General features: G+C 52.4%; 16 protein-coding genes. 5 read left to right on the top strand and 11 right to left on the bottom strand.

What is annotated here, in order from left to right; genetic code table 11:
• Positions 1–29 precede the first annotated feature (29 nt).
• Entirely contained in the window at positions 30–836 is an 807-nt protein-coding gene (gene thiM / locus H6973_13515; GenBank protein ID MCP5126607.1) for a hydroxyethylthiazole kinase, read from the top strand.
• A gap of 60 nt (positions 837–896) precedes the next feature.
• Here the strand turns inward: thiM and H6973_13510 are convergent, their stop codons facing one another.
• Positions 897–1,331, bottom strand: a complete 435-nt coding sequence (locus H6973_13510) for a DUF29 domain-containing protein (GenBank protein ID MCP5126606.1) — start codon at positions 1,329–1,331, stop codon at positions 897–899.
• A gap of 544 nt (positions 1,332–1,875) precedes the next feature.
• On the opposite strand from H6973_13510, the gene H6973_13505 reads away from it, so the two are divergent.
• The 4 genes from H6973_13505 to H6973_13490 all read left to right on the top strand — a co-directional run bounded on the left by H6973_13505 (position 1,876) and on the right by H6973_13490 (position 7,928).
• The gene (locus tag H6973_13505; GenBank protein MCP5126605.1) at positions 1,876–2,574 is read left to right on the top strand and encodes a hypothetical protein; all 699 of its coding nucleotides are present in this window, start codon (positions 1,876–1,878) and stop codon (positions 2,572–2,574) included.
• Between the two features lie 15 nt (positions 2,575–2,589).
• Positions 2,590–3,933 (top strand): class I SAM-dependent methyltransferase, encoded by a 1,344-nt coding sequence (locus tag H6973_13500; protein ID MCP5126604.1) that lies wholly within the window; start codon positions 2,590–2,592, stop codon positions 3,931–3,933.
• Between the two features lie 17 nt (positions 3,934–3,950).
• Complete coding sequence (locus H6973_13495; protein MCP5126603.1) at positions 3,951–5,909, top strand: hypothetical protein; 1,959 nt, start codon at positions 3,951–3,953, stop codon at positions 5,907–5,909.
• A gap of 432 nt (positions 5,910–6,341) precedes the next feature.
• Positions 6,342–7,928, top strand: coding sequence for a glycosyltransferase family 2 protein (locus H6973_13490; protein MCP5126602.1), 1,587 nt, complete (start codon positions 6,342–6,344; stop codon positions 7,926–7,928).
• Positions 7,929–7,951: 23 nt separating this feature from the next.
• On the opposite strand, the gene H6973_13485 is transcribed toward H6973_13490, so the two are convergent.
• The 10 genes from H6973_13485 to H6973_13440 form a co-directional block, all read right to left on the bottom strand.
• Positions 7,952–11,272, bottom strand: a complete 3,321-nt coding sequence (locus H6973_13485; GenBank protein ID MCP5126601.1) for a glycosyltransferase — start codon at positions 11,270–11,272, stop codon at positions 7,952–7,954.
• Positions 11,265–12,434, bottom strand: coding sequence for a hypothetical protein (locus H6973_13480; protein ID MCP5126600.1), 1,170 nt, complete (start codon positions 12,432–12,434; stop codon positions 11,265–11,267). The genes H6973_13485 and H6973_13480 overlap by 8 nt, the downstream gene beginning before the upstream one ends.
• 34 nt (positions 12,435–12,468) lie before the next feature.
• On the bottom strand, positions 12,469–14,295 hold the full coding sequence (locus H6973_13475) for a hypothetical protein (GenBank protein ID MCP5126599.1): 1,827 nt from the start codon (positions 14,293–14,295) through the stop codon (positions 12,469–12,471).
• On the bottom strand, positions 14,295–15,356 hold the full coding sequence (locus H6973_13470) for a tetratricopeptide repeat protein (protein MCP5126598.1): 1,062 nt from the start codon (positions 15,354–15,356) through the stop codon (positions 14,295–14,297). Before H6973_13470 ends, H6973_13475 begins: the two co-directional genes overlap by 1 nt.
• A complete protein-coding gene (locus H6973_13465) occupies positions 15,353–16,621 on the bottom strand; it encodes a glycosyltransferase family 4 protein (protein MCP5126597.1) in 1,269 nt (422 codons plus the stop codon). Before H6973_13465 ends, H6973_13470 begins: the two co-directional genes overlap by 4 nt.
• Positions 16,622–17,998 carry a glycosyltransferase gene (locus H6973_13460; GenBank protein MCP5126596.1) on the bottom strand — a complete coding sequence of 459 codons (1,377 nt, stop codon included), beginning with the start codon at positions 17,996–17,998 and terminating at the stop codon, positions 16,622–16,624.
• Positions 17,995–18,702, bottom strand: coding sequence for a class I SAM-dependent methyltransferase (locus tag H6973_13455; GenBank protein ID MCP5126595.1), 708 nt, complete (start codon positions 18,700–18,702; stop codon positions 17,995–17,997). The genes H6973_13460 and H6973_13455 overlap by 4 nt, the downstream gene beginning before the upstream one ends.
• Positions 18,703–18,705: 3 nt before the next feature.
• The gene (locus tag H6973_13450; protein ID MCP5126594.1) at positions 18,706–23,289 is read right to left on the bottom strand and encodes a glycosyltransferase; all 4,584 of its coding nucleotides are present in this window, start codon (positions 23,287–23,289) and stop codon (positions 18,706–18,708) included.
• Positions 23,290–23,425: 136 nt separating this feature from the next.
• A complete protein-coding gene (locus tag H6973_13445) occupies positions 23,426–24,559 on the bottom strand; it encodes a DUF4214 domain-containing protein (GenBank protein ID MCP5126593.1) in 1,134 nt (377 codons plus the stop codon).
• 37 nt (positions 24,560–24,596) lie between these two features.
• Entirely contained in the window at positions 24,597–25,529 is a 933-nt protein-coding gene (locus tag H6973_13440) for a hypothetical protein (GenBank protein MCP5126592.1), read from the bottom strand.
• Between the last annotated feature and the right edge of the window lie 4 nt (positions 25,530–25,533).

Raw genomic sequence — 25,533 nt, 5'->3', positions numbered from 1 at the left:
CCACTTCATCCAAACAGCTCAAGAGCGAAATGCAAACCGACACTTACTGGACGCGATTCATCGCTGTGCGCGAGCAATCCCCACTGGTTCATAACATCACGAATTTCGTGGCGATGAATAACACCGCAAATGCATTATTAGCGATCGGCGCATCGCCAGCGATGGTGCATTCGATGGACGAAGTCGAAGATTTTGTAGCGATCAGTCAGGCGCTGGTGATCAATATAGGTACGCTGTACTCCGAGCAGGTTGCAGCCTGTAAACTGGCGGCGGTAAGCGCAAGCGCCAAAAACATTCCCTGGGTTCTCGACCCGGTGGGCGCTGGAGCAACGCCCTATCGCCGCACAGTCGCCAGCGCCCTGACCCGGTTAAGACCCAAGGTGATTCGCGGCAATGGTTCGGAAATTCTGACCTTGACTCGCGAACAAGCGCTGAATGGCCAAGGTCGCGGGGTGGACAGCCTGCATGACTCGAATATAGCGCTGGATGCGGCGCGCCAGTTAGCGACCGAAATCGGTTCGGTCATTGCGGTAACTGGAGCTGTGGACTATGTGACGGATGGCGAGCAAGTCATGGAGATTCATAATGGTCATCCATTGATGACCTGTGTAACCGGATTAGGTTGTTCAGCCACTGCAATCATTGGAGCATTTTTGGCGGTAGAGCCGGACGCATTATTGGCGACCGTTGCAGCGCTGGCCGTTTTTGGAGTCGCAGGTGAAGTTGCCGCAGGTTGGGCGGCTGGCCCTGGTAGTCTACAGGTGGCGTTGCTGGATGCCTTATATGGTCTTGATGAAGTCACATTTAAAAAACATGTTAGGATAATTGGGCGATAAGAACCCACTCCAGGTGGTAGATATCGTCGCGCGTAACAGCGCGACGTGGAATTCAATTGATCATTCCGGGTAAAACTTATCATTCAGAACATCATCTTCACCATATGGACACTGCTCAGGAAAAACGGACTCATCCAAACCGGTCTCTTTTGCGGCTAACAAAAGAGCATCACCATAAGCCTCGACTCTAAACTCGGATAATCTACCCTGCAAGCTCGGATTATCCTTGAGTAGCCTTTGCAATTGACGGCGCTGCTCTTTAATCGTCAACTGCCAACTACGCCCTTGAAAAGTGGGTTGGTATTGCCACTTTAATAAATGCGCCATTAACACCGCTAATCGATTAATGAGTTCACGCCGTTCACTTGCGCCCATGCTCTCAATTTCCTCGATCAGTCCACTAACATCCAACTCATGCCAGCAGTTTGATTTGAGCAAACGAATCTGCTGTTGAGTCCAAGCATAAAAGTCAGTGTTATGAAGTGTCGTGGTCATACTAAATATCTTTCACCAATTATCTAAAATACTATAGGGACCTGTTCCAGTTTGCCTGACAACTAGTGAGGCAGCTCAGAATCCGTCATAGTTTCACTGTGTAACGCCTGAATTAGAGCATATCACATGAAAACCTTGATTTTACGAATTTTAAGTTATTATTCCTGAAATCTATATTCTATGAACTTTCTCCATCCACAAAATAGCCAAAGTCGAGGTGGGTAATGCTACTCAAACCCGATCCAGACCTGCCTGCTGGAGACGAGCCAGCAGCCGCGCGATCTCTTGCTCCGTCACAAGGCGAGCCTGATGTTCCTGTATGGTTCTTCGAAGGTTTCTATGAAATGTGGGGTTCTGGGCCAAGATCAGCACATTAAATCGGCACTGTCTTTTTAAAGATCAACGGGTTGAAGCCACGAGCCGCCTCCGGATCGTCTGGCTTCACAAGAACTTTCGAAGAACCGACTTTTTTTTATTCCCGTGTTCTTTTACAATTCGTCTTAAATACTGGCTTTTGTACCTTATGCCTGTTCAACCCTAACTTATGTTGAAGCAATCTTTGGCCCAGTGCTGCCAACGCAGTGTACAGTGGCTTCGCCGGATCCATGCCTATTCACTGCAAGTTCGCCACTTGCCTGCCCCAGTTGAACCGGTTACGGAAGAGCAGCACTTGATGCCCTACGATGAGCATCTGCTGGAGCGCAGCCGGACGCAGTGGCAATTGGGTGATTGGGCCAGCCTGTGTCAACTGAATCCGGGCGCGTTGCAGCATCACCCCGATCAGGCGAAGCTAGCGTTATTGGCGGCGGCGGGGCATCTGCAAATGGGCGAGCCAGCCGCCGCGCGACAGTGGATCCGCCAAGCGATGGAATGGGGTGGCGACCAGCGGCTGATGAACCGGATATTGATTGCTGGCGTGCACAATTCACTGGGACGCGCTGCGACTGTAGCCGGAAAATCGAACCAGGCGCTGCATCATTTTCGGCAGGCGTTGGCAACCGGGATACCAGGCAGCGAGGTCCGGCTGTTGGCTCCGACGCGGGCGCGTCTTCAGGCAATGCAACTCGGACTGGCCGGAGCCGTACCCTTCCTAGAGAACCTAGAGTCTGCTTCGACGGTGGTTACCCGAAAGATCGAGCAGCAACTGCAGAAAATGCAGACGACGCTGGAGAAGAAGCAAGCCGATAGCGCCAACGCTCTGACCCAGATAGAAGCGTTAATTAAAGATTCCCACACTGAATAACAGACGAACTGGTCGATGTTTGCCGCACTACGCACCCTAATCAGCCGCTGGATCACCCCACCGCTAGATCCAGTGCCAGACGGTGCCCCGCCGACAGCGAGGATTGTCGCTGTTCACTACACACCTTATTGCGAAAATTTGCTGGAGAAAGCCCGAATCCAATGGCAGTTCGGCGACTGGCAAAGTCTAGCCCAATTGCAACAGGACCAGATTGAGCACCACCCAGACCGAGCCAAGCTGGCGCTGCTGGCGGCGGTTGGGCGGTTGCAAATCAGCGCGGATGCCGAGGCTCGGCAGTATGTACGGTTAGCTCAGGATTGGGGGGCTGGGAAAAAGCTTGTTAGTCAGATTCTTATTGGCGGGGTATATAACAGCTTAGGTAAGGCGGCAGCGCTGGGTGGGCAAAAACAACGAGCGCTGGGACATTTTGAGCAGGCAGTCGGTATCGGTATACCAAGCAGCGACAAGCCATTCACCCAAGCTCTTGAGGGGCGACTTGACCAACACCAAAGCCACACAAACACCACTATACAAGCTCTAAAGATAGAACATCAGTTCGAACCCTCTGCACGAAATCAACTTGCCCGCCCGTCGCATCAGCAAATTGAACACATTGAAGTTTGCCCGAAAAATAAAGGTACTGAGATAGACAAAGTCACGATATCCTCAGAAAAATGTAGTTCCATTAATTTATCTGAGATAGAAAAAGCAAAGATTATTTCTAAGTACGGAGGGTTTTCTAGTGAAAAATATTGGGAAGAACGTTATAAAAATGGCGATACATCAGGATATGGCTCATATGGGAGGCTTGCTCAATTCAAAGCAGATATTATTAACAAATTCATCGTCGAGAAAAATATCCAAAATATCATTGAATTTGGTTGTGGTGATGGAAATCAGCTGTCTATGATCAATGTAAGCCACTATATAGGCATTGACGTAAGTTCTACCGTTATCGAAAAATGTAGAAAAAAATTTGGAAATACTTCTTTTAAATCTTTTTATACAAACAATGAATATAAAGCTGTTCTTCTTAAGTCGGAATTGAGTATGTCTTTGGATGTTCTATTCCATTTAATAGAAGATGATGTCTTCTCAGACTACATGACTATGCTTTTCAGTGCAGCCGAGAAATATTGTATTATTTACTCATGCAATGATGATTGGAGCGAAAAAGACGCCGTACATGTTCGACGAAGAAGATTTTCTAAGTGGATTGATGATAATATTCTTAATTGGTGCCTATTTAGGATTGTTTATAATAAATATCCATTCGAGAAATATAAGAGTAGTACGATATCTTCTTTTTCAGACTTTTATTTTTATAAAAAAATAAGCCTTATAAAATCTACCAAGTAATAAGGATCGAATTTGACATGAATGAAACTGAATTAACAAAAGCCAACAAGCTTTTTCGAAAAAAAAAATACATCGAGGCGCTTGAACTTTACTCTAAAATAGTGCTTGACAATCCCAAAATGGCGTGTTTTCTTGATGTCAATATGAATATTTCAAAGAAAAGAGCGTCTGCTGTATCGTCCTGTAACTCGATAGAAAGAGATTCAGAAGAATTCACTAATGGTATATTTGTTGGTATAGCAAGCATTCCATCTCGTCAATTAGCCTTAAAGGAGACTATCGAGAGCTTGATTCACCAAGTGGATAATATTGGAATATATCTAGATGGGTACGCTAACATTCCAGAATATTTATCTCACTATGGTAGCAAGATAAGGTATATTCATTCTGATGATATAGATAGGGATTTGGGAGACGCGGGTAAATTCTTGTGGGCTGAAAGACATCAAGGACATTATTTTACATGTGATGATGATTTAATTTACCCACCTGATTACATTGATAGAACCATTACTTGTATCTGGAGTTATTCTAACCCTGTAGTAATCGGTTGGCACGGTAGCCTTATATTAAATCCATTTAAGGATTTTTATGACAAAGATTCGAGAAGAGTGTTTTCCTTCCGGACACCGAGAAGCAAGAATCTAAATGTTCATATTTTAGGAACTGGTTGTTTGGGTTTTTATACGCAACACATTACTGTGAAGCTTAATGACTTCGAAACCCCTAATATGGCTGATGTTTACTTTGCATTATTAGCGCAAAAGCAGCGAGTGCCATTAATAGTAATTCAGCATGAACGCGATGAAATTATGGAGATCAAATCATCACAAGATATCTCAATCTACAAACATAGCTCTAATGAAACATCGAATTCTCGACAAAATACTAAAAAGATGCAAAATTTTTTGGTATCGAACCATAGATGGAATCTAAATCTTCCTGACCATCGCCTTCGAATAGCGATTATTGGCCGCTTCAAAATAAACCCAAAGGGCGGGATATTTAAAAGCTCTAGATTACTTGCAAATTCTTTAACAAATCTAGGTCACGATATCGGAGAATATTGCATTTCCGATACTAAGAAATTAGAAGCCCTAACTGTTGCACAACCATTCCCTGACCTCGTTCTAGCATACGCACCAGATCCACAGCGACCAGATTTTGGCGCACTCCTTGATCTAATAACTGACCTTGCTCGAAAAGGCAGTGTGTGCGCTATAAATTTTAGCATAAATTCTACACACGATCGCAGTAAATGGATCGCTGAATATGTGCGAGTTTGTAATGTTGAATTTGATAGACCTAGGGTATTTGTGGCAGCTTTTACAAACTCTAGTTCTCTAATCGACTGTCATTTGAGATCTATTTCCAAGTATATCGTTACTATTCCAAAAACATTAGATCCAGGTGTATTGATTGAAAAATCTTATGCCAACAGAGAAGGTATATTTATCGGCGATCTTGCGAAACTACTTAATCAGGATATAACATTCGATGATGCTAGGAAATGGATCGAGCAAATTCGAATAAGACTCCCTCATGTGAATATTTATGCACTTAAACACTACCATACTAATAAAGTTTTTTTAAATTACATCAAAATTATTCCATATGAACCTAGTGGTTTGTCGAGTATACTGAGCAATTTCAAATTGTGCATCTGTTTAACTCCTGGTGCTACATTTGAAATGATACCTGTAGAAGCTGCCATGTTAGGTACACCAGTCATTCACCGAGAAATGCCTCAATCTCTGAGTGAGTATCTATCTCCGGTTAGTATAGAAGCTTCTAATCCTTATGAGTTTGGCCAGATTTGTGCTCAACTTTATGAGCGTGAAGAATTATGGAATAGATTCAGTCTAGCATCTAAAGGACTTTACAATGCATTACATGTTAATAATATCTCTGCTGCAATTGAGATTGGTATAAGAAAATGTATTAGCAGGTCGAAGCTGCCTGAAACTAAAGAATGATGCACAGAAAAATGGTTCTTCGAGGATTTCTTTGTCATGTTGGTGCTACCTCTTCCAAGACCAATAGGTTGGAGCCAAGATCTGCACCTGAATTGACTAGCTCCACAAGAATCCTCAAAAAAAATATTTTTAATTTACCATTGAATGACCTCATTTTTCAAAAAAGCTCAATCGGCGTTTGATTCTGGCGATTATGCTCTAGCCGTTTCACTCTACGAAAAAGCGATAGCCGATCACCCCGAGCTTGCCGAGGTTTATCGCTTCAATCTGAAGCGCGCACGCGCGAAGTGGATCGGGAGCGCACCGCTCATTGATCAACAAAAGCCTGCCAAAGGTAGTATTTACCTACAAGACCTTTATCGTGAGGTAACCCTAGCGTTAGCGAACAACCCCGTAAAAATAAAGCAATCCTGTCCCCTCGTATCGGTGGTCATGACAGCTCACAATGTAGCCGATTACATTGAAGCAGTGTTTATTTCCTTGTTACGGCAAACTTGGCAACCGCTGGAAATTATCGTAGTGGATGATGCCAGCACCGACGAGACCTGGCACATCCTGCAACGCATTCAGGGGACGCATCCAATCGTAATCCGGCGCCTGAACACTAACCTCGGCACCTATTTTGCCAAGAATTATGGCGTCCAGATGGCCAATGGGGAATTCGTCTTCTTCCAGGATGGCGACGATCTATGTCATCCGGAGCGCATTCGCCTGTCGATGCAGGAATTGAATCAGCCCGGCGTCGTATGTGTACAAGCCAGCTACTCGCGCGTTTCGTTCCCCGAGGGCCGCGTTTATCCCGTCAATGGCCAGGTCAAAAAACTCGGCCTGATTACTCTGGGGCTACGCAAATCGGTTTTTGATCAGATCGGTTACTTCAATTGCACTCGCAAGGCGTCCGACGACGAACTGTTTCAGCGGCTGCAAGCCTATTGCCAGACGAAAGGCGGCGAGATTCGCACGCTGGATCTGCCGCTCTACTACAACACACTGCGCGAAGGTTCACTATTCACCGACATGATCAGCAACGACCATGTTGCCGATGGTCATATCGACCAACGCCCTTCCCCGGCCCGGGCGGCTTATGTCGATGCCTTCAGACGCCAACAGGCCGAATTAAGGGCTGATCGGTTCCGGGATTTTTACCGCTATCCCGTACTGCGCGACCTGATTGAAGTAGCGCCGGACCTATCTTGCTTGCCCAATCCATGCCTGCCGGTAGTGGCCAGTTTGTGTTCAGTGCCAGAGCGCGCCGAGTTATTAAAACTCACCCTCGCCAGCCTGACACCACAGGTCGATCAATTGCACCTCTATCTCGATCGCTACGATGCCATCCCGGAGATAGTCCGGAACTGCCATCCCAACCTCTCGGTGGTTCTTTCCCGCGACCGGCCCGGCTTGCGGGACAACGGTAAATTTCTACCGTTTGAACCGCTGAAAAAAGAGTGTTATTACTTCACCATCGATGACGATATCATTTACCCGCCGGATTATGTGGCGGCCATGATTCGCAAAATCGACGAGTACGGTCGCCAAGCCGTTATCGGGGTCCATGGCATCCTGATTCCAGAGCAGGCCACCTGTTATTTTTCCGGTTTTCGCAAAGTACACGGGTTTATCCAGGCCCTGGAGCGTGATGCTCTGGTGAATATTCTAGGCACCGGCACGGTAGCATTCCATTCCGGTCTGCTCCAAGGTTTGCGGCTTGACCATTTCTCAACCCCCGGCATGACTGACTTGTATCTGGCGTCGTTCTGCAAACAGCGCGGCATCCCGATGCTCTGCATAGCGCGCCATAACGAATGGCTGATCGAACAAGAATCGCCGAATCAATCCCTGTTCGCCGAATACTGCCAAGCCGATGAACCACAATCCGCCTTGATTCGCAACACCCGGCCTTGGGGCTATGCCGCAATTCGCCAAGCGGTGTCCGCCGTAGGCCGTCGGACCAACCCCGATTTGCCGGTTGCCCATGAAAAACTGGCCGCCCTGATGCCCGTGCTACACCCATGCCTTTAGTCAACGACTTACGACCGTGGCGCTTACTGCTGCGGATACTCGGGTTCATTCCCAACGCCGCCCAGGTATCGGACTTCCCCGTTATGCCGGGTCAGTGGGAATCGCCCCGCCAGAATGGACACATACGCCTCCCGCAATTGCCCGCTAACCCTCTCAAGTCCAAAACCGGTCAATGCCCTTTGACGACCGGCCTCCCCCATGCATTCAAGCCGCGCTGGATCGCGGCACAGCTCCCGTAACCGGCTCGCCACACCTGCTACATCCCCAAATGGCAACACAAAGCCATTCACCCCATCGCGCACCAATTCCGGCAACGCCCCCCAATCGTAAACCACGACCGGTCGCCGGGCCGCCATCGCCTCCAGGATCGTCAAACCAAATGTCTCCTGAAAGTGTGACAAACTGACTACCACATTCGCTTGGCTCACTGCCGCCTGTGGCGTTTCCGCATAGCCAGGGAACGTTAAATTCTCCGGCAATGGCGGCTGAGCGGCCCGCAACGCCTTAATATGCGCATTCTCCGGCCCAATCGACAGCAACGCAATTCCTGGTTCAATCTCCGCCAGCAACCGCGCCAGCGCCACGAAATCCATCAGCCCCTTCTTGGGCTGATGGCTGCTGATCAACGCCACCTTCATCCGCCCCGGCTCCACCGGATTTGCCAGATCCAGCGCCGCCAGATCCACAGTATTTCCCACCCGGTACGTTGCTCCGGGTTTATAAAAAGCCCGCGCCGTAAACGCCGAATTAGCAACCACCACATCAGCGCGTTGCAACACCCGGCTGCGAATCTCATGCGCCGATAAACCAATCGCCGCACACAGATCAGGATCATGAGCCAGCGACTCATGCACATGCACCGCCACCGGCAAATGAACCCGGCGAGCCGCCAGCGCCGGCTCCCGCAACATGATGGTATTCACATGCACGACATCCACAACATGCCGGATCATAATCGCCACTAAGCGCTCCACCGCCCAAGCGCAGGGCGGAACCGAAGCGCTCCATTGTTCATAAGGCACAACACCCACCCACGAACATCGTTGCCGTAGCGCCTGCAAATACGCTGGATTTCCATCATCCGGAACAGTCGCTAACACATTAAAATCCAGCGCCGCAAACGCCTCCAACAACCCCAGCAGACTGCGCTCCGCGCCAAACAACTGACAGCCAGCAGAATGTCCACACACCAGAACCGTCGGTCGACCAGCAACCTGGGGCTGCTCGCCAACCCATTCTGGCAACGCCGCCCCGTCATAGCCCAATCGAGCGCCTGCCTTCAGATAATGGATGATCGGCAGCCATCCGCCCTCCTCGACCTGCGGATAGCGCGCCAAATAGTGTCTGGAACAAAAGGCTGGCCCCGGATCACGGCCCTCAGAAATGCCTGCCGTCAGATAATGTTGCAACAATCGTTCACTCCCCTCTTGCGCCAATAGAAGAGGGGTTGGATGAGAAGCATTAAATTCGCCAGCCTCGCACACATCTGGATAATGACGCGCATACCAGTCCGCATCGAACAAACCCGAGCGCTTAATCAGGGTTCGATCCGCTTCATGCAAACCCGGTCGCGACTGCGCTACCCGATAAGCCATCGTTTCCGCCAATGCCAGGGTCCGGATGCGCTGAAACGTCACCCGGGGCACCATATCGGGCGGATAGCGCAGCAACTGCCGGTTCACGACCAGCAATTCCACGCAACACGCGGCATCTTCCGGCACCAGCACCGTGAACCGTCCTTCAACCACTCGCGCCAGATACCAGGCGGACATGGGCAACAACACCGGGCGACAGTAATCCGGCCAATGGAACAACGCTACCCGTTGACCCGCCTCCAGCAAATAGCTTAACAACACGCGAGTCCGCGTAAACACCTGGGGATCGTCGCTCAAATCCGCCATCAGCACCTGATCATACAATCCCTGTCCAATTGCTCGCTCTGCAACTCGGTCTCCCTCTGACGAGAGAGCCAGGGTCAATGCCAGGGGATCGGCCAATTGATGCCAAGCCCGATACAACTCACCGTACCACCGGCGCAATCCGAAATACCAGGTGTGCAAGTGGGTGGCGCGAGCGCTCGTCAGCGAATCCGCCCATTGGCGAGCAAAAACCAATGGGGCGTCCGGGACGATCAACTGCACCGATTGCTGGCCAAATACCGCCATCATCCGCTCATAATACTCAGAATCAGCCCCCACTCTAGCCTCATCCCAACGTCCCAACCGTTCCAGTGCGCGACGCCTGAATAGAAATGTCGACACGCTGGGATGAATAAGCTGGCTCTCCATGCGCGGGTATTGAAAATGCAAACCGCTATCGGCGCGCACCCAATGTGCGAGCACCCCCATTAACTCTGGATTCTCCAGCAGCGTTATAACGAGTTGCTCCAGTTTCTGCGGGTGTGACCAGTCGTCCGCGTCATGCGTCGTGATAAATTCGCCGGTCGCTACGCGCAGACCGGCATTGCGCGCTGCGTAAGCCCCCCGATTATCGGGCTGCCGGATGACCATAAGGCGCGAATCCTCCCTAGCCAGCGCCTGAATCTTGGCCAGGGTGTTATCCGTGCTGCCATCGTCCACCACGATGATTTCCAGGTGCGCCCAGGTCTGGGCCAACAGACTGCGCAGCGCTGTACTCACAAACTGCGCCGCGTTATAAACCGGTATAATGACGCTGATGGTCGGCTGTGCATCCAGCGCCAGACTGCAAGCTGGTGTTGACGCCGCTGTCAGATTATCCAGATCAAGCGGCGCGGATGGGTTCTCCTTGGCCAACTGCGCCAACCCCTTCGTTTCGAACACTCGGTTAACCCAGGCCAACCGTACTTCATCGCCACCCTTCTCACCTGGCAACCCTTGGGTCACATTGGCCGCCGCTAGGCACAGATCAGGGATGGCGCCATAAAATGCCAGAGCTGCTTGCAGCGCCGTTTCGGCTTCGACGACGCGCCCACCGCGCAACAATACCTCGATACGCAACAGGGGAACGCCTAGATGATCCAGGAATGCAGGCAAAGGCGGCTGTAACACATCGACATAACGTCCTGCGTTTGACCAATCCTGATGGCTAGCGAACCAGCGCGTCAACGCCCACGCCGCACTGAGGCGTTCGATTGCAGAAGTCGTACTGGATTGGCACAGCGCCTCCAGCGCTGGCAACGCCAAACCGGAGAAACCGCCCCACAGTTTGTCGTCCAACGCCAAGGCATCAACAGCCTTGGGTAATCGACCCTCAGCACGACCGTACTGTTGATAATGTTCGACAGGATCCATGCCTGCCGCCGCGACATCTGGGTAAGCTGCCTGATACCAGACAGCATCCACAGCATCGAAATTGTCATCCATTCAATGCTAAACGACCAATAACCATCCGTGAGCGAGTTAACAGAGCCTGTGATGATTTAAGAGTCATCAACAATTCACGGTTTGCGAGAAAATAGGATTCCAGTTCTTCCTGAACCTGATGGAGTTGCAACAACAACAACTCATTTTCTTGTTCAAGCTGCTTGTATTGTTCGCTGGCTTGGGCTGCCGTAGTTTTCGACTCATTGAGCGCCTGGCGGATCTTGGCCAGCTCCCCCTCCAACTGTTTGACTTTCGCAGCCTGCTGCGTCGCCTGCGTCGCCTGATCCTGCTCCATATTCGCGATGCGTTCGCGGCTCTCCAGAAAAGTTTTCTCTAGCTCTTCCTGAACCTGATGAAGCTGCAACAACAATAACTCATTTTCCTGCGTCAACTCCTTATACTGTTCTTCTGCCTGGCGAGCGGTAGTCTGTCGCGCTTCCTGGAATTGCTCCAATTCTTTCTTCTGCTGGTCACAAGTGGTCCTGGCCGCCTGTAACCCAACATCACCTTCCTTGACCGCCGCTTGCAAAGCGCTAATGGTTTCTTCCTGCAAAGTCAATCGCTCCAGCGCCGCAGTTAAAGCCTGACTGTCTTTTATTGTTTGCCCCAATGCTTGCAAAAGCGTTTGAGGTGGCGGCGACAGATCATGCCGAAACAATGGATTGCCTTCAGGGAGCCAAGCCACAGCCTCAAGCGCCTCGAATACATCCCAGTACTGGGGCGCTATCCACTCGAAAAGCTTGGCCAGAGCTAAATCCAGTCCCGGCGGTTGCTTTTTCTCTCCTCTTTCATCTTCATTTGCAACAGGAAAGGGAGTCGGCTGATCAGCGATTAGCCCGAGTTTTGCACCTAACCGGGCGACGTTCACTTGGTCTGCATTCACCAACATCAACTGTTGGCCCAGGATTCCGCGCAGGCGGAGCGCGATACACTGTTGAGCCTGCCACTCCATCAGATCTTTTTCGGAAGACCAGGTCAACAGCAGCGTCCAGGGTGCGCGATACAGCCAGACCCAACGTCTCTCGGTAACTTCCGAATCCGCAGATTCTGCAGCAACCATAAAATCAGCCGGCGACAGCCATTCAAGCGAATTCTCAGTGGGTTGAATCGGCAGAAGTTGGCGACAGGTTTCCGCATCTAATCCGGCTATAACAATTTTCATTTGGTTATTTATTTGGTTATTTATTGTCATGTTTTCATAATCCTGGTTCGCGCAGCAGCAGATCCTTGATCAGTTCGATCTGAGCCTCAGCCTTGATAAGCTCTTCCTGAAAGAGCTGCTGGCGTTGAGCAGTTTCGCTGTTTTGTGCTTGAAGCTGTTGAATCTGTTTTTTATCTTTACTAGTTTGCTGTTGTACAGCATCCAGATTACTTTTATGGTCAGCAGCGGTTTTTTGCGCCTGTTCCAGTTGCATAGTCAAGTCAGTCCTCTCCTGAACTAACGTGGCTTTTTCCGCAGTGAGCGCCTTGACCTGGCCTTGATGTTCCGTCAACGCTTTCCGGGCTTGCGTCAATTGCTCCGTCAGCTCAGTTTTCTCTCCAGCCAGCGCAGCCTTTTCCGCAGTGAGCGCCTTGACCTGGCCTTGATGTTCCGTCAACGCTTTCCGGGCTTGCGTCAATTGCTCCGTCAGCTCAGTTTTCTCTCCAGCCAGCGCAGCCTTTTCCGCAGTGAGCGCCTTGACCTGGCCTTGATGTTCCGTCAACGCTTTCCGGGCTTGCGTCAATTGCTCCGTCAGCTCAGTTTTCTCTCCAGCCAGCGCAGCCTTTTCCGCAGTGAGCGCCTTGACCTGGCCTTGATGTTCCGTCAACGCTTTCCGGGCTTGCGTCAATTGCTCCGTCAGCTCAGTTTTCTCTCCAGCCAGCGCAGCCTTTTCCGCAGTGAGCGCCTTGACCTGGCCTTGATGTTCCGTCAACGCTTTCCGGGCTTGCGTCAATTGCTCCGTCAGCTCAGTTTTCTCTCCAGCCAGCGCAGCCTTTTCCGCAGTGAGCGCCTTGACCTGGCCTTGATGTTCCGTCAACGCTTTCCGGGCTTGCGTCAATTGTCCATTGAGATTAGCCTGCTCCTGAACCAGCGCGGCTTTCTCTCCAGCCAAGGCAATCATCTCTTCCTTGCAGTCAGCAACAATCTTTTGCCCCTGCTCCAACTGCTTGGTCAGATCAATGTTCTCCTGAGCCAGCACAGTTTGTTTATTGGCCAAGTCCTCAGCCTGGTGTTGGCGCTCCTCCAGCGCTTTTTGAACCTGTTCCAACTGTGTTTGACGCTCAGCCGCAAGCCGACTTTGGTTATCACGGGCAGTGACCAAGGCCGCAATCATCTCATTGGCATGATCCATCTGCCGATGTAAATCAGCCAACTGCTCCTGTAATCGCAAGGCGCCAATCCGCTGAGCGTTACGCTGCATCAGCAATGTTGCCCAGGGATACAACGTATCCGGTTCCTCGCCTGCCTGATCAAAACCGACATCAATCAATTCAATGGCTGCTTTTGCAACCGCAACATCGTCCACGTACAACTCGGAAAGAGAACCGCCACACAACAAAATCCAGGCAAAGCTTCGCAACATGGCGCTCGGCGCAGAATGGAACAACTCCCGACCCAGCCCTGGCGCATCTAGGATCAATACATGATTCTCATGCTCATCCAGCGCCAACTGCTCAATCGCTTCGCTTAGCGAGCGCGCTGGAACATCCACCTGACCGACCACGCGCAGATTAGGCGCACATTCGAAGAGCGCCTGCGGCGTTCGCAAACTGCTATATCGGAGATTATTCAACACCTGCAAGGTCGTCCGCGACGACGAATCCGGCGTAATCGCCAGAGACCACACCTCCTCGCCCTGATCCAACTGAACCCGCCGGGCTAATTCCTCCGCCTGCCGGGGATGGGCCTCAACCAGCACCAGACGTCGACTGCCTAGCTGTCGCAGAGCAGGCAAAGTCGCACCATCCCCTGCGCCGACCACTAAAGTAATGCCAGGCTTCAGCGAGCTATTCCGCACAATCTGTTGTAACAAGGTATCCATCAGGCGCGCTCGCTCAACAAAGCCTCGGCATCTGCCAGCACCAGCTCCAGCAACCGCCGGGCCTTATCAAATTCCGGCAACTCGCTCAAACCTGGCAGAGTCGTATCATACGCAGGCGGCGTTTGCTGCATCAGCAATTGCCCCAATTTATCAGCAATTATCACCTGATCCGGATGCTCAATCATCCGCTGCTTTAACAACACTACTGCCGCATCGATTTCTCCTCGCGCTGCCAGCGCATCGGCGCGCATTGGAATGGATTGCTTCTGCATCTCGGTCAGCCAGCCTTGGATTGCTGCATTATCGGGTTGCAATTCCAAAGCGACTTGATAAGCGTCTTCAGCCTCCGGAAACTGACCCAGCAACCGCTGCGCATGACCCATCCCTAAATGCGCCCAAGGAAACCGTAAATCTGCTGTCGCCGCTGCTCGATATGCCTCCAGCGCCTGGATATATGCGCCTTCCAGCAGCCAGGTCTCGCCGATCTTGCAATGACCCAGCGCACAATCGCCAACCGGTTCGAACACCTTCATATAGGCTTTCCGCGCCTCGGCAAACTGACCGGTCTCTTGCAGTAAACTGGCGTGGCGATAGGCTTTGATCAACTCGCCTGATTGCGCTTTCTGCGTGGCAAACGCCGGTTGCTCCAGCAGCGTTTCAAAAAAACGTACCCCTTCTTGCCGCGTCAAAACATCAAACGGCTGGGTCTTGACCGGTGCATCGAAAGCCTGCGGACTACCCTCAAGGAGCACATTTGTTTCTGCATCCCGTGCGTAAAGATAATGTGTCTCTCCATCAAACAACTCATAAGATAACGTCAATAAAAAATGACATCTACCATCGCTAATACCCGCCGCCAGCAAATCCTCCCGCAATCGATCAGCGAGTCCTCGCGCAACTATTTCGCCTCCATCACCAACAATCTCGATCGTCAGGCGTTGGCCTGGTTTCGTCGGAATATGCGCCCAGCCCAGGGCGCACCCCTCCGCAACCATATCAAAGGCGCCAACTATAACGGGATAGGACGTCAAATCAACAAGCGGTCGAAATTGTTCAATCATGATTTTACATCTGTTCTCATTTTTCCTGAATAAATGGCTTGATGATTTTCCAAAGACTGATCAATAGTCACTGGAACGGGCGTATTGCGATGCAGCTTATCCCACGTTTCAGGCTCTAATGTTCTCATCATCGCCTCGGCTAAACTGGCCGGTGACCGGCAAACAAAGCGCCACCCATCTACCTCATGCCGCACCTTCTCCCGCATCCCGCCAATATCGCTACAAATCACCGGCCGGCCGTACTTAAAAGCCTCCTGAATCACCAGTGGCGAATTTTCCCACCAAATTGAAGGCACAACCACGGTATCCACCATCGCCAATAACCCTGGCAACTGCTCTGGTCGATAAGATCCATGAAACACTACGCAGCATCCAAGCTGCTTTCTTAGCGCCGCAATCGTTTGCTGAAAGGTTTCGGGCTGACTTTCAATGCCTCCACCAAACACCTGAACCCTGATCCTTTTCCGGATCGCTTTGGGCAAAAAAACCAGTGCCGCCAGTAATACATCTAAGCCCTTAAATTGATTGATTTGCCCAAAATAGGCAAACTCACCCCGCATTTCCGATGCTCGCAACACCCGTGGCGGCAACTTGTCCACCGGTGGTTGGCCATTCTCAATGACCGTAATGCGCTCCTCAGCAAGGCCCCAGCGCACATAAACCTGCTTCAAAAAATGACTCGGCGCTACAAAGGCATCCACCCTTGCCAGACACGCCCGGAATAATCGTTCTCGCAGAAAGAAATCCTCGGGTTGTTTGCCAATATCACGAAAACAATATGCACAGCGCGGCGGACTCGATTCCGTACATAATTCTTGCGTTTGGCGCATGATCATCTGCCCATCGTTCGCGCAAATCGCCAAATACTCATGCAACGTCAATACGATCTGTACTGGTCGAGTCATCATCTGACGATAATGAGCCGCTTGCAAAATGCAAGAGACCCCGAGATGCAAGTAATGATGGAAATGGATTACCTCCGGTTGCAACCGCTCCAGCAATTCCTGAAAATCCTTCCACACCAGACGTCGATCGGGTGGCGCCATCAAGAAATAATCCGTCATTGGCGAGAACCACAATATTTCCCGCTCTCGCAGCGTCGAAAACGGCGTTCCGCCATACGCCAAACTTTGCTCCCGATGGGCCGCCAGAAACCAGGCATCCTCACCTCGTCGCCGGAGCGCAATAAACATCTGATACGCAACCAGCTCCGCGCCGCCCTTGGCAAAATCAGGATGGCCATGCGCAATAATCAACACGCGCATTTACGCCGCCTCTCCGCACAGGCGGCTCAACACCGCATCCCAACGCTGCGTATGCCGCCAGCAATTATAAGCTGTTACTTTCTGCCGCCAGTCTTCCGCGCCGGCCAACCTCTGAGACTGACGCTCCAAGTGATAAAGCACTATATTCCGGGTCAGATAATTCCTTCGTCCCTTCAACAACAGCTTGAGGCACAAATCCGAATCCTCGAAATCGCCGATGATATAACCCTCATCAAACCCTCCCGCAGTCACCAGAAAATCCTCCCGGCTGATCCACAAACAGGCCGCCGTCACCGCCGGAACCAGCGCGACAGGAGCAACCGGCGCATCAGAAACCGGCAACCCCTTGCCCGGATGGGTATTAATCCACAAATGATCCAGGAACGGAAACCGCTCAAAACGCATGCCGTCATGTTGAACCGACCCATCCGGAAACAGCAATCGCACACCGAGCGCCCCGCAATCTGGTAGTTGCCGATGCGTCGCCGCCAGCGCCTGCACCCAACCAGGTTGATCTGGAAATACATCGGAATTCAACAACACCAAATGTCTGCTTCGCGCTACCCGCGCCCCAACATTATTCGCCCCTGCATAACCCAGATTCACTGGATAAGTCAGCGTCTTGAACGGCACGCCATACAATGGCGCTACTTCATGGCAAAGCCTCGTAAAAGAATCCTGGAGTTTCGGGTCATCCAGCACATAAATCAGCTCGACCTCAGCGCGGAACTGCGCATCCAACCCAAACTCACATAGTTGGTGCTCCATTAAATCCAGTCGCCCATAAAGCGGCGCGATCACCGACGCGATTGGCTGTTTTGGCGCGCTCCCATACTCCCGAACCTCCGGCGTGACTGTCACTGAATTCGGCAAATTCAGGGTCGCCATCGCTGGAGCAATCTGCCGTTCCATCCACTCCCGCATTCGCGTCGAATGGATATTGACATGTTTCAATAATCGCTTCGCTGTTTCCAGCGGTCGCATTCCCTGTGCCGGCATTTTGCGAATTTCCAGGTGGTACAACAACTCGCCATCGCAGGCCACGGCCAAACGCTTTTCCTGAAACCGCAACGCGCCATCCGGGACGAACACCATGAATCCAGCATCCTCGTAGCGAAGCTGCGGATCAGAACCTTTCGCCGCCACGATATCCGGCCGCGGATACCGACACGCGTACCGTAAGATGTCGTAGCGTTCGGTACCCGGACCCAGCCAAATTTCCCGCGCCTGTTTCCCAGTCCCGGCAATCCAGCCGACTACGAACAACCCCGTCTCCCCGACTGGAAAGATATCATCGATTACAGCCTGGCATCTCGCCAGAGACAACTCGCGAGCATTTGCAACGGATGATTTCATCGGCTGAACCGGTTCATTCATAACACTGTCTTCAACGCATAGGCCCATAGGTCATAACAAGTCCCCGCGCGCACTCGCACTTCCTTAAAGCCCGCCGCCAATAGCGACTCCCCAAGAGACTTCGCGTCAAATCCGTTTCGATGCGCCATGAACCGATTACCTGCCGCCAACGACTTGCGATGTCCATAGAGCATATCCAGCGCCGTAATCGGCCCCATCGGCGACTGATAGACCGTTTCGCACAACCGGCCCATCGCCACTAACTGTGCTACCGCTTGCAAATCCGGCAAGGTGATCAAGGCAAACCCATCGGCTTTCAACACCCGATACATTTCCTGTAATGCTAAAGGCGCTTCATGCGCTTCCAAATGCTCAAGATTATGCGACGACCACACCGCATCCACCGACGCATCCGCCACCGTGCTCATATCCGCGGAAGAAGCTACAATATCCGGACGCACTGCTGGATCGATGTCCAGCCGGATTTCCCGCCACGCTTCGCCGCGAAACACAGCCGGCAAGCGCTCGGGACCCGCCGTTCCACAACCGATATGCAAAAAGGATTTTTGTGGCGGCGATGCAGACGCACTGTCTGGAGGTAACTCATTCCCTTCTGCCAGCGGGCGAGTGATCGGGAGAGAAGACTTAACCGGGGTTTCCTCCGGGATTTCCGCGACTTCAGCCGGTTCCGCACATTCGACAGTCTCACTCAAGTCATCGCTCATCGATCACCCCTCCACATTGCGAGGCGTCCTCCGAAACGGCGGCAACGCCAATCCCCCAAAAGGTCCCACACTCCAATCTCCATTCAGAGACGGATGATAGCATGGATCAACGCCCGCTAACTGTCCCGCCCAGCGCTGCCGCACATTCGCCTGCTCGCGCTGGGCGCGTGCGGCTTTTTCGGGACGATCCTCTTTACCCCGGCTGGCTGATTCCCGATGCATTAATCGCGCAAACGGCGTCCATACTACGGTCAAGCCCCGTTCCCGTAACCGTAGACAAAAATCCACATCATTGAACGCTACAGGAAAGGCCTGCTCATCCAGACCACCGAGCGCCACATAATCCGCTTTTTTTACCAACAAACACGCAGCCGTCACTGCGCTCTGTCGCCGGACCAGATGATTAAACCCCAGATAACCCGGATCGCGGTCATGCCAGGCATTCCCAATATGCGCCGCCAATCCTTCAATGCCTACCGCAACCCCGCCATGTTGCACCATACCATTTGGCCACAACAGTTTGGCCCCCACCGCGCCCACGCCTGGACGCAACAATTGACTCACCATCTCCCGCAACCAGCCGGATTCAAGCACCTCAATATCGTTATTCACCAATCCAACAATCGTCCCATTGGCTACTGCAACCGCCCGGTTGTTAATCGCCGAATAATTAAACGGATATGGATGCGCCAGTACGCGCACTCCTTGACTGACGGCAGTCGCCAATACCTCACGGGTCTCCGCCTCAATCGAGTCGTTATCGACCACCACAATCTCCAGATTCGGATAATCCGTCCGATTTAACAATCCTTCCAAACAAGCCCGCAATAACTTCGGCTGATCGCGCGTTGGCACGACCAGACTCACTTTGGGCAACTCTGGCAACGGCCACACCACCTGACTCAACCCTGGCCAATCCACTAACGGCTTCACCAGCGCACCCAGCGCCTGCCGAGCAGCCAACCACTGCAACGCCGCCAACCGGGATTTATCCAATGGTCCTTCCTGCGGCCAATGGGGCGCATCCCGCCGCCGGTGATATAACACTCGCGGCCCATGAGCTACGCGACCGCCGCTAGCAACCACCGCTGCCAGCAACCACGGCCAGTCTAGTTCGACGCCCGAAGCTCCCTCCTCTGCAAAAGGCTCCTTGAAAGTTCCTCCCTTTGCAAAAGGTGGGTCGGGGGGGATTTTCCCCAACAACTCCAGCGCTGCCCACAACGTCCGTATGCGAAACACCGACCCCGTTGATACCAGATCCACGCCAAAGAACAACTCTGGATCCCAGGCTGGTTTAAACCATGGATGGGTTCGCCCACCCTCCGGCCCCTCCTGATCACAATCGGCATATCCCCAGGCAATCCCGGGATCCGCGAGCAGCGCCGCCAGATGATCCAGCGCATGAGAAGTCAAACGATCGCCCACCCACAATGGAGCCAGCAACGCCTCTTCTCCCAGCGTAGCCAGCGCTGTTTCCAAAGCGCTCCGCAACTCACCGGCAGCAACCCGCCATACCTTGACTGCCAGCAGACGCTGGTTAGCCAGACTCGCCTTGCTAACCGTCATCTCCGCCTCGGTTCCTTCCCCCAACAATAGCACTCCGATCTTTCCGGAGGTCACCGACATCGCTCCCGGTTGCTCAAAGGTTGCAAACCAATCTGGATAATGAACAAACCCCACGTTGCGCGGTGAACGCCGATCCTGCGATATCGCCAAATTCACTAGCAACGCGCGCGCCGGATCAGCATCCACCTCCGGCCAAAGACGATTAACCAGCGCCGCCAGCCCCTCAGGATGGCAACACACCGAAATCGGGCTATCAGTCAGAGAATGTCCTCGATCCGACTCCAGGAACAACTCATGACGTTTTCCATCCGCCAGCGACCAAGGTAAATCAATAGTAAATCCATGATCATCTGAGGATCGATTCGCCAAGGCAGAATGACGCTGATTCGCTATTGCCCGCACCAATATTTGGCCACCTTCCCGAACTGACACCTCGACATGACGATCTGGGGCAACTGGATCCCAAATCCAGCCCACAATCTGTAATCCACCACTAAACCAGGCTTGAAAAGCTGGCGGCGGCGCCAGCGATTCCCGGCGTTCCGACAACATCAACGCACCGGGCAACCAAGGTCCCTGATTCGTCACCCGCACTGCGATCCGCCGCGCCCGGCGCAACTGCCCCGAACGTAATGACACAGCAAACCCATGAAATCCATCGCCCTCGCTGGCAGCTCCCTGAAATTGATCAGCCCGCGCCACCGCCACGACTGCCTCGTCTACATGCACTTCCACGCAAAGCCGCACATCCGCCACCGCCCGATCCAACACCCAACCATGCAGCACATTTCCGGCTAACCCGCTCAACTCCCCGACGACCGTATTAAGCGCCTCTTGTGGAGGAGTGCTGGGGTGGGGAGGTGAAGCGAAGGGTGCAGGAAACGGCAACACCTCCGCACCTGCTTCCTCGCCTACCGCCGATGGCGGCGCATACAGCGGCAACTTCAAGCGGCTGGCCAATGCAGGCGCCATCCAGCCTGCTCCTGGATCATCATCCAGGCTCACTGCCGCTTGGCCACCAGCCAGACGAGCAAGTTCGGACATCGGCACATCGCGAATGATCGGCAGACGAAACACCTGCCCTGTTGCCTGAAGCTCCTGCTCCCAGGGTGTCGCCTCCGTTAACAACAGGAAGGGTCCGTTATTCAAGGCAAAATGGCGGGCCAGCGCCAGCCAGCGTCCAGCAATCCGCGCCGAATCCAACCGGTCAGCAATCACCACCGCTGATGACGACGCCAATTTCTCCCTGTCGCCCAGAGGGAAAATAATTCTGACTGATGAAACAACTTGTAACTGTGCTTGCGGATGCGCCGCTTTATAGCGTGGCAATAGCGCCTGAAACGGCAACAGGACTGCTGCTGCATTACAAGCAACGGCGACTGGCATTTCCAACAAGGCGTCATCTAGACCGTGCAATATATAAGGTAATTGCAACCGCGCCGGCAACTCCAGAAATGGGCAATCTGTGAGCTGATGAAACACCAATCCGGATACCGGCAACCTCGCCAAATCCGCCAGCAGCGCCTCCAATCCTTCGGACAACCGATAATTCAGCAATAATGGCAAGGGTCGCCAGGCCGCACCCAGCGTCGCGGTCACTTCATTCTCTGCAAATTGCCAGCACAACCATAACAGGTTTTCCTGCGGCAAGACATCAGAGAGCATGGAAAACGGCAAACGCGGATCATCCAGTCCATTGGGACCGATGATATGCAACAAACCGGCTGGCCATCGTCCATCCTGATCTCTTAATCTGGCGCGTTGTAAGCGTTCCCGGAACGGGCCCACTGGATCGCGTCGCAAATAATCCTGATAATCCGCCTCAGCGCTTGGGTATCGTTGACGTAACATTGCATTATTCCGCGCCACGCGCCAACGTTTCTCCACACCGAACGATACTCCACCCCGATGAGCGACAAACACCCCGGGAGCACCCACATGCCGCCAACCCTGCCGTTTCGCCCGTAGACACCAGTCGGTATCTTCGCCATAACCGCCGGTCAAGCTGACTTCATCCAGATAACCTACCTCGGCCAGGGCGCGACGCTTCACATAAAGACAAAACCCGCAACCCACCTCCAGGTTCGGTAGTTCCCCTTTCCAGGATTGCCGAGCCAGCCGGTCGAGAGTCGCTTGCAGCTTTGTATCTGGCAAGGGATAACAGTGCCGCGATCTGGGAAAACTCATCAATTCCCCGCAATTACTGAACGGCGTCACCGAAGCAATCCAGGGATCGCGATAAGCTGCATCGCGTAACCGATCCAGCCAGTCCCCGCAAACCTGGGTATCCGCATTTAGCCAGACGACATCACGATCCGGATGGCGCGCCATGCCCCGGTTCATCCCGCGGATAAACCCCAGATTCACTACATGTTGTACCAGCGTTACTGCTCTGATATTCGCCCACTGTTCAAGAGCAGTCGTCAACTCTGGCTCTGGCGATGCATCGTCTAGCACGATAATTTCGTGAGGCGTTGCATTCAGTGGTCGGGCCGCAATCAGACTTTCCAGACAAGCCAGCGTATCCGTGTAACCACGATAAACGGGAACCAGCACATCTACGGGTTGCGTCGATGGATCCTGAACCGGAGCCGGCGGTGGGACAAAAGGCGGCGTACTAGCCTGTGTTTGAACAGTCAAGCATTCATCAGATACCAAGCGATTGGATGAACGAACCATCGCCTGGTATGCAGGATTGAAAGGATCGATTTCCAGCGTCAGATCTGCCAAGGTATCCGCTATCTTGACAGCGCCTTGAAGGTGCGCCGCCCGCGCCAGCAAGGCCAGTACATCCGCCCGCTCGGGTAATAGCAACCGGGCATTCGCCAGAAATGCAAAAGCCTCTTGATAAGCCTGATTTCTCAGGGCCAACAGACCTCGCCACAACAACGCCTCAGGGCGCGTCGTGGGTTCTGCCATCGCCAACATCAATAGCGCATGAGCTTCCTGGATCGCGCCAGATCGCAATAGTCGGTCAAAGCGTGAAAACAGAGTATCCTGTAAATCCAGCGTCTCACTCACTTTAAAGTTTCTTTAATTGTTCATAAAACAAACGAAATTATTCGATTTTTTGGATTTTGAACAACAAAAAACCTCTGCTTAACCAACTCCCCAAGCGGGGAGCGGCAAGCAGAGGGGTTGAGTTAAAAGTTAAGAATCAGATCCAGCCTTCGATGAACTGTACCGTATCGCTATGGTAGTTCGCGGCTTCGGGAGATCCGGATATAAATACCGTGACCTGACTACGCGAGTACGCATCAGTTTCCAGTACGTTGACCCAGAAATCCAGGCCCTCTTGCTCGGCTTCGCGACCCAGCGAGTTCTCGTACAGGGCGCGTACGAATTGTTCGTTCGTGAGATCATCGGGGTTGCCGAACTTAGACTGGAATTCGTCGGAGTGCAGGAAGAATTCAGCAATTTGCGCCGTAGTCCAGCTACCGCTTGCGGCAGCCTCGGCCCAGAACTCCGCACCGCCAGGTTCGGCAGAGCGTTCCAATAAGGATTCATACATCCGCATGGCGGCCGCAACATTCACATCGCCCGATACCGTCATGGAGCCGCCATCGGTGAAGGAAATGTACTCGGCATTGCTCACGGTCGCATTGTTCGCGCCCGCAATAACTAAAGCGCCATCCTGCACAGTGATGTTGTAGCTGCTCTTGGAGCCGCTCATCTGTAACAGGTCATAGCCCGCGCCAGCGTCAACAGTGTCGCTGCCGGAACCCGAGACAATGGTGTCATCGCCGGCGCCCGCGCTGACGCTGTCATTGCCCGTGCCGCCCGTCACGCTATCATTGCCGCCTGATGTGGTCAGCGTGTCATTGCCACTGCCGCCTTCCAGAGTCGTGTTACTATTGTCACTAACAGTAATAATGTCATCGCCATTACCACTAACAATAACTCGATCTACCGTGTTAAAATCAGCTTTAGCAGCGAAAATTCCATCGTCATTACCACTAGCAGTAGCACCTCCTATTGTCAGAGTAACGCTAACATCGGAATCAATGATAAGGACATTGGCCTGGCTCAGCGCTTCGTTCAATTGGATAACCTGACCCTCAGTAGCGCCAGATAGATCAACAATCAGGACATTAACTTGGCCGGAGGGTTGTACAACAGTCAGCTCGCCGGTTTCCGGATCAAAAGTCGCGCTAGCGACATTGATCGGTTCACTTGGATCCGTGATGCCAAGCACTTGCTCGATAGCGTTCTTGGTTGACTCGGATACGCCGGGATTTTGGTCCAGCAGGTTGTCAAATTCACCGCCTGTTATCGGCTCATCGTATTGCATAGCAGTTTCCCGTAAGAGAGTTTAAGGTTTCATGCCTCTAATTTGCCCTGAATATTTGCGTAATTCGTGGATCATCCCAAGGGGAAGTGAAACGGGAAACGGTAGCTTCCTTCTTCGGGGCAATCGATACAAACAGAGCAACCAAATGCTCCGAACCCTTGGGTCCGGAAAGCTTTTGTCCGGAGACAATGGCAAGCGGGGGACCACTTGCGAAAACCACTTGTCCGGACAGTTCAAAATCAGCAGCCTTTGGACCAGCCAGCGCGAACGATACCGCAGTAATCGGCGCCGCCTTACGGCGAGTGCCGGCATAACCGCCGGAAAAAATGGCGGGTGTCTGACCAATCCCCTCGACCCTGCAAGTGTAGACCAAATCCACATCCTGTGAACGGTTTTTCCATTCGATGGCAAAGCCTTCAAGGCGCGCCTGACCATTCGGATCACCCAACCAGTCATTAGTCACTGATACATCGCCTCGCCGCTCAATGTGGCCGAACAACTGCAATAATTCGAAAGCCGGGCTTGCACGGCTTGGCGTCGCCGGTCTGGAGGGATTAACCATTGTTGCGGCTGATTCAAATGGACTGCTGTCCATCGCCGGCTGATCGCGGCTGATGTTACTCAAAGGTGAAGACTGAATAAGATTTTCGGAAGTATCGATACGGTCAATACGTAAATCAACAGAGGAGGTAGTATTGTCCTGTAAGTGATATTCAGCCACCAGGATCCCTGCCTGGTCCCCGCGCACCCGGACGATCACGCAATCGCCCAAGCGAGATAAAGTATTTCTGGAAACGCCCTCGGCCGGAAAAAAATCGATGGTTCCTTTACCAAGCGGAGCAGGTTGTAAGGTTAACAGGATAATTTCGTCCCTAGGTAGCTTGGATGCATAGCGAAAGATATGCATGCCGGGCTTTAACATGATGACTCGCGTCGAAACTTTCAATTTATTATCAGCATCTTGAATCAAGATA

The organism is Gammaproteobacteria bacterium, from assembly GCA_024235095.1.
Taxonomy (GTDB): Bacteria; Pseudomonadota; Gammaproteobacteria; order Competibacterales; family Competibacteraceae; genus UBA2383.
This window is presented reverse-complemented; position numbering and strand designations above follow the sequence as displayed.

Excerpts from the sequence above, each read along its gene's own strand:
- thiM (MCP5126607.1), top strand. The coding sequence starts at position 30 with ATGCAAACCGACACTTACTGGACGCGATTCATCGCTGTGCGCGAGCAA.
- H6973_13490 (MCP5126602.1), top strand. The coding sequence starts at position 6,342 with ATGACAGCTCACAATGTAGCCGATTACATTGAAGCAGTGTTTATTTCC.
- H6973_13495 (MCP5126603.1), top strand. The coding sequence starts at position 3,951 with ATGAATGAAACTGAATTAACAAAAGCCAACAAGCTTTTTCGAAAAAAA.
- H6973_13510 (MCP5126606.1), bottom strand. The coding sequence starts at position 1,331 with ATGACCACGACACTTCATAACACTGACTTTTATGCTTGGACTCAACAG.
- H6973_13505 (MCP5126605.1), top strand. The coding sequence starts at position 1,876 with ATGTTGAAGCAATCTTTGGCCCAGTGCTGCCAACGCAGTGTACAGTGG.
- H6973_13485 (MCP5126601.1), bottom strand. The coding sequence starts at position 11,272 with ATGGATGACAATTTCGATGCTGTGGATGCTGTCTGGTATCAGGCAGCT.
- H6973_13460 (MCP5126596.1), bottom strand. The coding sequence starts at position 17,998 with ATGAATGAACCGGTTCAGCCGATGAAATCATCCGTTGCAAATGCTCGC.
- H6973_13480 (MCP5126600.1), bottom strand. The coding sequence starts at position 12,434 with ATGAAAATTGTTATAGCCGGATTAGATGCGGAAACCTGTCGCCAACTT.
- H6973_13470 (MCP5126598.1), bottom strand. The coding sequence starts at position 15,356 with ATGATTGAACAATTTCGACCGCTTGTTGATTTGACGTCCTATCCCGTT.
- H6973_13500 (MCP5126604.1), top strand. The coding sequence starts at position 2,590 with ATGTTTGCCGCACTACGCACCCTAATCAGCCGCTGGATCACCCCACCG.
- H6973_13475 (MCP5126599.1), bottom strand. The coding sequence starts at position 14,295 with ATGGATACCTTGTTACAACAGATTGTGCGGAATAGCTCGCTGAAGCCT.
- H6973_13465 (MCP5126597.1), bottom strand. The coding sequence starts at position 16,621 with ATGCGCGTGTTGATTATTGCGCATGGCCATCCTGATTTTGCCAAGGGC.
- H6973_13445 (MCP5126593.1), bottom strand. The coding sequence starts at position 24,559 with ATGCAATACGATGAGCCGATAACAGGCGGTGAATTTGACAACCTGCTG.
- H6973_13455 (MCP5126595.1), bottom strand. The coding sequence starts at position 18,702 with ATGAGCGATGACTTGAGTGAGACTGTCGAATGTGCGGAACCGGCTGAA.